The 8,991-nt window shown below is 60.8% G+C and carries 8 protein-coding genes; all 8 read left to right on the top strand.

The features are described 5' to 3' along the window. The first annotated feature begins 12 nt into the window (after positions 1 to 12). The 8 genes from ACYQ11_RS17760 to ACYQ11_RS17725 all read left to right on the top strand — a co-directional run bounded on the left by ACYQ11_RS17760 (position 13) and on the right by ACYQ11_RS17725 (position 8,878). Complete coding sequence (locus ACYQ11_RS17760; protein ID WP_459925156.1) at positions 13 to 339, top strand: tyrosine-type recombinase/integrase; 327 nt, start codon at positions 13 to 15, stop codon at positions 337 to 339. 905 nt (positions 340 to 1,244) lie between these two features. Then, on the top strand, positions 1,245 to 1,898 hold the full coding sequence (locus ACYQ11_RS17755) for a CerR family C-terminal domain-containing protein (RefSeq protein WP_459925155.1): 654 nt from the start codon (positions 1,245 to 1,247) through the stop codon (positions 1,896 to 1,898). After that, entirely contained in the window at positions 1,895 to 2,941 is a 1,047-nt protein-coding gene (locus ACYQ11_RS17750) for an HlyD family secretion protein (protein WP_459925154.1), read from the top strand. Before ACYQ11_RS17755 ends, ACYQ11_RS17750 begins: the two co-directional genes overlap by 4 nt. A gap of 15 nt (positions 2,942 to 2,956) precedes the next feature. Beyond that, positions 2,957 to 4,906 carry an ATP-binding cassette domain-containing protein gene (locus ACYQ11_RS17745; RefSeq protein WP_459925153.1) on the top strand — a complete coding sequence of 650 codons (1,950 nt, stop codon included), beginning with the start codon at positions 2,957 to 2,959 and terminating at the stop codon, positions 4,904 to 4,906. After that, on the top strand, positions 4,903 to 6,033 hold the full coding sequence (locus tag ACYQ11_RS17740) for an ABC transporter permease (RefSeq protein WP_459925152.1): 1,131 nt from the start codon (positions 4,903 to 4,905) through the stop codon (positions 6,031 to 6,033). Before ACYQ11_RS17745 ends, ACYQ11_RS17740 begins: the two co-directional genes overlap by 4 nt. 3 nt (positions 6,034 to 6,036) lie before the next feature. Continuing rightward, positions 6,037 to 7,161 (top strand): ABC transporter permease, encoded by a 1,125-nt coding sequence (locus tag ACYQ11_RS17735; protein ID WP_459925151.1) that lies wholly within the window; start codon positions 6,037 to 6,039, stop codon positions 7,159 to 7,161. 87 nt (positions 7,162 to 7,248) lie between these two features. Further along, entirely contained in the window at positions 7,249 to 8,517 is a 1,269-nt protein-coding gene (locus ACYQ11_RS17730; RefSeq protein WP_459925150.1) for a DNA cytosine methyltransferase, read from the top strand. Continuing rightward, entirely contained in the window at positions 8,498 to 8,878 is a 381-nt protein-coding gene (locus ACYQ11_RS17725; protein ID WP_459925149.1) for a very short patch repair endonuclease, read from the top strand. Before ACYQ11_RS17730 ends, ACYQ11_RS17725 begins: the two co-directional genes overlap by 20 nt. Positions 8,879 to 8,991 lie beyond the last annotated feature (113 nt).

The following is an 8,991-nucleotide window of genomic DNA, read 5'->3' as shown; positions in this document are numbered from 1 at the left end:
CGGTGGCAGTATCTGTTTCCCGCAAAAAATCTGAGTAAAGATCCCCGGTCCGACGCTATCCGGCGGCATCATGTGAATGAATCGGGTTTGCAGAAGGCGGTGAAAACGGCCGTTTTTCGAGCCGGTATTACCAAACGCGTCACCTGTCATACACTTCGCCATTGTTTTGGCACTCATATGCTTGAAAACGGCGTCAACATCCGGGAACTTCAGTCGATGATGGGACATCAGGATGTGAAAACCACCGAAATCTATACCCACGTCATGGAGAGAAATATCAAGGCCATTCAAAGCCCCCTTGATCGACTTTTTACCACAAATCCCCTTTCATCCGAATAGGACGCAGGTCATCAGGACAGGTGCCCGGGTTTCGGGCCTGACCCGACGACTGCAAAAGAGACGCACGCAGTGCGTCTCTACGAGTCAAATACCCCCCTAAAAAAACACATTCCGCCCCTATGGGCACCTTTTTTTCTCCGTGTTCTCCGTGTCTCCGTGGTGAATCCGGTTTTTTGGTGCCGGGCGTTTCAGGCACGGACAAGGTGGACAGGGTGGACACAGTGGACAAAGGACGCGGACGGTGAAGGTTTCCTTTTTTCCAGGTTCCGGCCATGCCTGACGCAAAAAACGACACCGCATTGTATAACGTTTCCCCGCCCTCAGTGCCACCTACAAAAACCCGTTTGGCCGCCTTTTCAAAAGGCGGGCCCCCGGCAGGGCCGCCGGGGGCAAGGGCGCACGCAAAAGAGACGCACGCCGTCTCCGTGTTCTCCGTGTCTCCGTGGTGAATCCGGTTTTTTGGTGCCGGGCGTTTCGGGCACGGACAACGTGGACAAGGTGGACAGGGTGGACCCAGTGGACAAAGGACGCGGACGGTGCAGGTTTCCCTGTGCCCAGGCTCCGGCCATGCCTGACGCAAAAAACGGCACCGGATCGCATAACGTTTCCCCGCCCTTCGTGCCACCACAAAAACCCGTTTGGCCGCCTTTTCAAAAGGTGGGCCCCGGCAGGGCCGCCGGGGGCAAGGGCACCCGCAAAGAGACGCACGCCGTGCGTCTCTACACATTAATCACCCCCCCAAAAACACCTTCTGCCCGTATGGGCACCTGTTTTTCTCTGTGTTCTCCGTGTCTCCGTGGTGAATTCGGTTGATTTGGATTGGTGTGGGTCATGATTTTTTTCTTGCGTGATTGAAACAGATGTTTTAATTATCTGTTTCAAACAAACGTTTAAGCGGAGGGTTCATGGATCAGGAGACGCGGTCCACCCGGGAAAAAATCATGGCGTTCGCCGGAGACATCTTCGGGAAGAAGGGGTTCAAGGCCACCACCATCCGGATGATTGCCGAGGCGGCGGGGGTGAACGTGGCGGCGGTCAACTATCACTTCCAGAACAAGGACGGGCTTTACGCCGAGGTGTTGTCCGATATTTTCGCACGGGGGTTTACGCGGTTTCCCTCCCTTGTTCCGGAGACGGACCGGACCACGACCCCTGAAGGGAAGCTCCGGCAATTCATCACGGGGACGCTTTACCGGATTCTCAGCGCCGAGGGGTGGGGGGGGCTCAACGGCAAGGGCCGGCTGATCGCACGGGAAATGATGGACCCCACCCCGGCCTTCGCCCACCTGATCGAAACCTACATCCGGCCTCACAAGGACAGCCTGGTGGGCATCCTCAAACAGATCACCGGCAGCGATGCCTCAGACGAGGACATCATTCTCTGCGTGGTCAGTATTTTGGGTCAGTGCATCTACTACGTGTTCGCCACGGCCGTCATCGAGCGCATGGCCCCGGAATACACGCCGGTGGAACAGCACATCGACCGGATCGTGGATCATGTGTACCGGTTTTCCCTGGCCGGGCTCGAGCCCTTCAAACAGATAAAGGACATCCCATGAAAAAACGTCTGATTCCCATCTTTGCCGTCATCCTGATCGCGGGCCTTGCCCTGACCGGCACGGCGGTCTTTCGAAACGGAGACGACGGCACGATCAATGTCTCGGGCAACATCGAGATCACCTCCGCCCGGCTGGGATTCCGGATTCCCGGGACCCTTGAAACGCGGCTGGTCGATGAAGGAGACCGGGTCACGGCCGGACAGGTTCTGGCCACCCTGGAAGCCGGCGACCAGAAAGCGGCCCTGGCCCGGGCCGAGGCCCTGGTGGCTTATCATGAATCCGTGCTTGACGAGCTTCTCGCCGGCACCCGGCCCCAGGACCTGGACCGGGCCAAGGCCGAACTGGAACGGTCCCTGGCCGCCGCAGCCGCCGCCCGGGTCCAGCGTGATCAGGCAAGGTCCGATGCCGAACGGTTCGAGGCCCTGTTCCAGGCCCAGACCGTCAGCCGGCATGACGCCGAGCAGTATCAAACCCGCTTCCAAACGGCGGAAAACCAGCTTCTGGAGGCCCAGGCCCGGGTGACCAACGCCCGCAAGTCCTTGAGTCTCGCCGAAGAAGGCCCGCGCAGGGAAACCGTGGACCAGGCCCGTGCACGGCTTTCCGAAGCGCGGGCCGCCCTTTCCCAGGCAACAATCCGCCTGGCCGACACCCGGCTGATCAGTCCCATGGACGGGGTGGTGCTCACCGAGGCCGCAGAGGTGGGGGAATATATGAATCCGGGCTCGGCCGTGCTGGTTCTGGGTGATCTTTCCCGCCCCTGGGTCCGTGCCTACATCACCGAGCGGGATTTGGGCCGGATCCGCCTGAACGACCCGGCGACCATCCGCGTCGACGCCTGGCCGGACCGGACCTTTCCGGGCACGATCACCCATATCGCCGATCAGGCCGAGTTCACCCCCAAGTCGGTCCAGACCTTCGAGGAGCGGGTCAAGCTGATGTTCCGCATCACGATCGACCTGGGCAACCCCGAGGGGCTGCTCAAGCCCGGCATGCCTGCCGACGCATCCATCGCAGCCGCCCCTTCGCCCGCGACAAGGCCCTGACGGGAGTGACACGTCATGACTAAGACGGCACCTGCCATTGTGGCCCGCCATCTGACCAAATCCTTCGGCGATCTGACCGCAGTGAACGATCTCTCCATCGAGGTCCGTCCCGGAGAGATCGTCGGTCTGGTCGGTCCGGACGGGGCAGGAAAAACCACGACCCTGCGCATGCTGGCCGGCATCATGGCCCCCGATTCGGGTCAGGCCCTGATCGCGGGATTCGACACGGCCCGGGACGCCGCAAGGGTCAAGGACCATCTGGCTTACATGAGCCAGCGGTTCAGTTTGTATCCGGACCTGACGGTCAGCGAGAACATCGCCTTTTACGCCGATCTGTACGGGGTTCCGAAAAAAGGACGGGCCGCCCGCGTGGACGAGCTTCTGGCCTTCAGCGCCATGGGGCCGTTCAAGAAACGCCGGGCCGGGGCCCTGTCCGGGGGGATGAAGCAGAAACTCCAGCTGGTCTGCGCCCTGATCCACACCCCTGCGGTTCTTTTGCTCGACGAGCCCACCAACGGCGTGGATCCGGTCAGCCGGAGGGATTTCTGGCGGATTCTCTATCAGCTCCTGAAAAAAGACGTGGCCATCCTGGTGACCACGGCCTATCTGGACGAGGCCGAACGCTGCAACCGGGTGGCGCTCCTCGACCGGGGAACGCTTCTGGCCACAGGCACCCCCGCCGAGGTCAAGACCCTGATGCCGGGCGGCATCGTCACCTTAAAAAGTCCCCGGGCCCGGGCCGTGAAAGAACTGCTTCACCGGCATCTTGAGAACGTCTCCGTCACCCTGTTCGGCGACACGGTCCATCTGTCCTGCGATGATCCCGACGCTGCGGCACAGGCGGCCCGGACCCTGGTCACCGGGGCGGGCCTGCCCATCGAACGCCTCCGCCCGGCCCCGCCGTCCCTGGAGGACGTGTTCGTCAGCGTGCTGGGCGAACGGGCCGACGGTCAGGAGGAAATCCGGCGCAAACGCCTGATGACCGAGGGCCTGGCCGCCATGGGCCGGAAGGAAACCCACGGCCCTGCGGTGACGGTCCGTGACCTGACCCGGCGATTCGGAGATTTCACGGCGGTCAACCGCATCAGCTTTTCGGTGCCCCGGGGTGAGATTTTCGGATTTTTAGGCCCCAACGGCGCAGGGAAAAGCACCACGATCCGCATGCTCTGCGGCCTGCTCCGGCCCAGCAGCGGAAGCGGCGTCGTGGGAGGCCTGGACATTCTCACCGCCCCCGAAGCCATCAAGCAGTCCATCGGCTATATGAGCCAGAAATTTTCCCTGTACGAAGACCTGACGGTCACGGAGAACATCCGGTTCTACGGCGGGATCTACGGCATCGAGGGGCGGACGTTGAAAGACCGTGCCGCCTGGGCCATGGCCATGGCGGGGCTGTCGGGTCTCGAAAAACGGCTGACCCGAACCCTGAGCGGCGGGGTTCGCCAGCGTCTGGCTCTGGCCTGCGCCCTCTTGCACCAGCCGCCCATCATCTTTCTCGACGAGCCCACCAGCGGGGTGGACCCCGTGAGCCGGCGGCGGTTCTGGGATCTGATCTACGCCATGGCCGATCTGGGCGTCACGGTGTTCGTCACCACCCATTACATGGAGGAAGCCGAATACTGCGATCGGGTGGCCCTGATCTACGGGGGGAAGATGATCGCCCTCGGAACCCCCCAGACCCTCAAGACCGAACGGATGACCGACCGGATTCTTTCCCTGGTCTGCCCCGGTTCCCAGGATCTGGTGTCCGATCTGGCCGCCCTGCCCCAGGTCCGGGACGCCGCCCTGTTCGGGGCCGGTCTTCATCTGGTGGTCGAAGACGAGGCGGAAGGTCTTTCGGCCGTGCGCGAGGCGCTTGAAACCCGGGGCATCCCCATCCAAAGCCTGGAAGCGACGGCCCCCGGCATGGAGGATCTGTTCATCTCGCTGATCGAAGACGTCAACCGGAAAAAGGAAAGCGGCAAATGATCAACCTGAGACGTCTTCGGGCCGTGGCCCGCAAGGAATTCATTCATGTGATCCGGGACTGGCGCAGCCTCTTTCTGGCCCTGGCCATTCCGGTGATTTTGATTCTGCTGTTCGGCTACGCCCTGACCCTTGATCTGAGAAACGTGCCCACAATCATCTGGGACCAGTCCAAAACCGCCGAAAGCCGGGAACTGATCAGTCTGTATGAGGGGTCGCCCTATTTTTCCATCCGGGGCCGCACCGACACCTACGCCGGAATCGAGGATGCCCTGGTCCGTGGGCGCGCCATGGTGGCCCTTGTCATCCCCGGAGACTTCGCCCGGAAGGTTCACGGCGGCGACGCGGTCGGCATCCAGGTTTTAGTGGACGGCAGCGACGCCAACACCTCCCGCCTGGCCATGGGCTACGCGGAAAGCGTCGGCCTGATCTACGCCATGAACGTTCGGGCCCGTCTGACCCACCTTTCGGGCGCGGGCGAAAGCCCCATCACGGTGGAGCAGCGGGCCTGGTACAACCCCGGCCTGCGCAGCCAGAACGTGATCATCCCCGGCATCATCGCCATCGTGCTGATCGTCATCGCCGCCATGCTGACCAGCGTGACCGTGGCCCGGGAATGGGAGACCGGCACCATGGAACAGCTGATCAGCACGCCCCTTCGGGGACCGGAGCTGATCTTCGGCAAGGTGATCCCCTACCTTGTCATCGGCATGACCGACGTGACCCTGGCCGTTCTGCTCGGCAAATACCTGTTCGGGGTCCACATCGCGGGCAACGCGGGTCTTCTGTTCGCCATGGCGGCCCTGTTCCTCACCGGGGCCCTGTTTTTCGGCATGACCTTGAGCGTCGTGCTGAAATCTCAGGTGCTGGCCAACCAGATCGCCATCGTGGCGGGGTTCATGCCCACCCTGGTGCTCAGCGGTTTCGTCTTTCCCATCGAAAACATGCCGACACTGATCCGGGGCCTGACCTACATCGTGCCGGCCCGGTACTTCATCGCCATCATGCGGGGCATCTACATGAAGGGCATCGGCCTCGAGATCCTCTGGCTGGATGCCCTCCTGCTTCTGGTCTATGCGACGCTGATGGTCTTTCTCGCCAACCGAAAGCTTCGTTTCAAACTGGAGTGACCGATGATTAACCGTATCCGTCAGATGCTGATCAAGGAGTTTCTCCAGATGTTCCGGGACCCGCGCATGCGCATGGTGGTTCTGGGGGTTCCCGTCATCCAGATGATGGTCATGGCCTTCGCCCTCAACACCGATGTCATGAACATCCGGACCGCCGTGCTCGACCGGGACAGAAGCCCGGCGTCCCGGTCCCTCATCGAGCGGTTCGCCGCCGCAGGCTACTTTAAGACGGAGCAAAACGTTTTATCGGACGATCAGCTGGACGCGGCCCTCGATAACGGAGACGTGCGGGCCCTTCTCCTCATTCATCCCGGTTTCGGCAGCGACATCGAAAGCGGCAGGACCGCCCGCATCCAGGTGATCACCGACGGCACGGACAGCAACACCTCGGCCATCGTGGCCGGATACGCCCGGCGCATCGTCGGGGACGAGGCGGCCGCCGTGACCGAAGACCGCCAAAATCGCCTGGGTGCGGCCCCGGTCCCTGCGGTGACAACCGAGTCCCGGGCCTTTTTCAATCCCAACCAGGAAAGCCGTCTTTACTTCGTGCCCTCGCTGATCGCGGTGATGCTGTTCATTTTCAGCATCATGCTGACCAGCATCGGCATCGTCCGGGAAAAGGAAATCGGCACCATCGAGCAGGTGATGGTCACCCCCATCCGGAAAATCGAGTTCATCCTGGGCAAGACCCTGCCCTACATGGCCACGGGCTATTTCACCATGACGGTGATGCTCATCGTAGCCCGCCTGGTGTTCGGGGTGACGGTCAAGGGCAACCTGCCCCTTCTCTACCTCCTGACCGGCATCTACCTGTGCGGCAACCTGGGCATCGCCCTCGTGATCAGCGCCGGCGCCGAAACCCAGCAGCAGGCCCTTTTGACCAGCTTCCTGGTGATCATGCCGGGGGTCATGCTCAGCGGCTTCATGTTTCCCATCGCCAACATGCCGGACAGCATCCAGCACCTGACCCGCATCAACCCCATCCGCTGGTACCTGGAGATCCTGCGGGGCATCGTCATGAAAGGCTCGGGCATCGAAATGCTCAGGATTCAGGTCGCCTGGCAGAGCATGCTGGCCCTTTTCTTCATCGTCCTGGCCGCCAAACGCTTCCGCAAAACCCTGTCGTGAGGGCGGGCGATGTCTCATTTTTGTTTTGCGCTTTTAAACCATAGACGATAAAAAAGAACCCATCGGCATTCCAAAAGGCTTATGATCATGTATACCACCGATATTTCATTGAAAATTGAAAAACGACCTCTGTCCGACGAGGACGAAAGGACCTACGGCCTTCGGTGTTCGGGGGCGCTGCTCACCCGTCCGCGTCGCTACCGCGTCATCGATTTGTTCTCCGGAGCCGGGGGCATGTCGTTGGGGTTTTCACAATGGTTCGGTCAACCGTTTCAGCATGTCTGGGCCAACGATTTCAACCGGTTCTGCATTGACACCTACAATGAAAACATTGGCCCGGTAGGGGTTGTCGGCGACATTGTCGATATCCTCGACCGGGGCGGTGCGGACATACCGGCCGCCGATGTCGTGATCGGCGGGCCGCCCTGCCAGGGTTTCAGTCTGCTGAACCGGAATCGGAAGAGCGATCCGCGCAAAAAACTCTGGCGGCCCTATCTGGAGGTGGTCAGGATGTCCGGGGCGTCGATCTTTGTCATGGAAAACGTTCCGCAGTTATTGGGCACCGCCGAGCATAACGAAATCGTCGGCGCGGCCGAAGCCATGGGGTTTTGCGTTCACCAGGACAAGTTGATCGCTGCGGATTACGGTGTCCCGCAAGCCCGAACACGCGCCTTTATCATCGGCTGCCGCTTTGCCGATCCGGCCCTGATCTTCCCGCCGCGAAAAACGCACGTCGGCCCCAATGGACCCGACGCCCGGCCCGGGCTCCCCTTCAACCGCGAGGATTACCTGCCAAAGCCCGCTCGCCGGCAAACCGTCCGGGATGCCATCGGGGATCTGCCGGTCCCTGAAGGCACCGAAGTCAGGACCGTGCCCCCGCCGTTGGATTTGCATTTCGGCAGGAATCCGACGGAGTTGAGCCGTAAACGCTACCGGGCCATACCCGACGAGGGCATGAACCGGTTTGATCTTCAGAGGCTCGCCCCTGAATTGACGCCGGCGTGCTGGCGCAAAAAAAAATCGGGCGGAACCGATTTATTCGGACGGTTATGGTGGGACAGACCGTCGGTGACCATAAGAACCGAATTTTTCAAACCGGAGAAAGGACGCTATCTGCATCCGGAACAGCATCGACCGATCACCCACAGGGAAGCCGCCCGAATCCAGAGCTTTCCCGACGGCTTCCGATTTACGGGATCAAAACGTGAAATCGCCATGCAGATCGGCAATGCCGTGCCCCCCCTTCTTGCCGCACGGGTGGCGGATGTGGTTCGAATCCTTCTGGAGCAAAACGACGAGCATGGACATTTTCACGAAAAACGAACGAAGCCGCATCATGTCGCAGGTGGCCGGTAAGAACACCCGCCCCGAGCGGCTTGTTCGATCCCTGCTCCACAACATGGGATACCGGTTCAGGCTTCATCGAAAAGACCTGCCCGGAAAACCCGACATTACCCTTCCGAAACACAAAAAAATCATTTTCGTCCACGGCTGTTTCTGGCATGGCCACCCCCACTGCCCACGGGCCAAACGGCCGACAACCCATACCGCGTTCTGGAATGAAAAGCTGGACAAAACCATCGAACGGGACAAGGCGAACATGGAGAGCCTGAAACAGGCCGGCTGGGACGTCATGATCATCTGGACCTGTGAACTGAATGACCTGGACGCCCTGAAAAACAGACTTCTCTCCTTTCTCACCACAAACAACCCGTGACGGCTTCGTAAAACGTCCGATTTCTGCGTTGCGCGTCATCCCTCGTCACTGCGGCGTACCCTAAGTACGCCTCATTCCTCGGGATTCGCGGCGCCTTGAACTCGAACGTTTTT

The organism is Desulfatiferula olefinivorans (assembly GCF_054657895.1).
Note: the sequence above shows the minus strand (reverse complement) of the source record. Positions and strands in the feature narration are given on the sequence as shown.

What these genes read in the sequence shown, in the direction of transcription:
- ACYQ11_RS17725 (WP_459925149.1), top strand. Translation starts at nt 8,498, where the DNA reads ATGTCGCAGGTGGCCGGTAAGAACACCCGCCCCGAGCGGCTTGTTCGA.
- ACYQ11_RS17735 (WP_459925151.1), top strand. Translation starts at nt 6,037, where the DNA reads ATGATTAACCGTATCCGTCAGATGCTGATCAAGGAGTTTCTCCAGATG.
- ACYQ11_RS17745 (WP_459925153.1), top strand. Translation starts at nt 2,957, where the DNA reads ATGACTAAGACGGCACCTGCCATTGTGGCCCGCCATCTGACCAAATCC.
- ACYQ11_RS17755 (WP_459925155.1), top strand. Translation starts at nt 1,245, where the DNA reads ATGGATCAGGAGACGCGGTCCACCCGGGAAAAAATCATGGCGTTCGCC.
- ACYQ11_RS17730 (WP_459925150.1), top strand. Translation starts at nt 7,249, where the DNA reads ATGTATACCACCGATATTTCATTGAAAATTGAAAAACGACCTCTGTCC.
- ACYQ11_RS17750 (WP_459925154.1), top strand. Translation starts at nt 1,895, where the DNA reads ATGAAAAAACGTCTGATTCCCATCTTTGCCGTCATCCTGATCGCGGGC.
- ACYQ11_RS17740 (WP_459925152.1), top strand. Translation starts at nt 4,903, where the DNA reads ATGATCAACCTGAGACGTCTTCGGGCCGTGGCCCGCAAGGAATTCATT.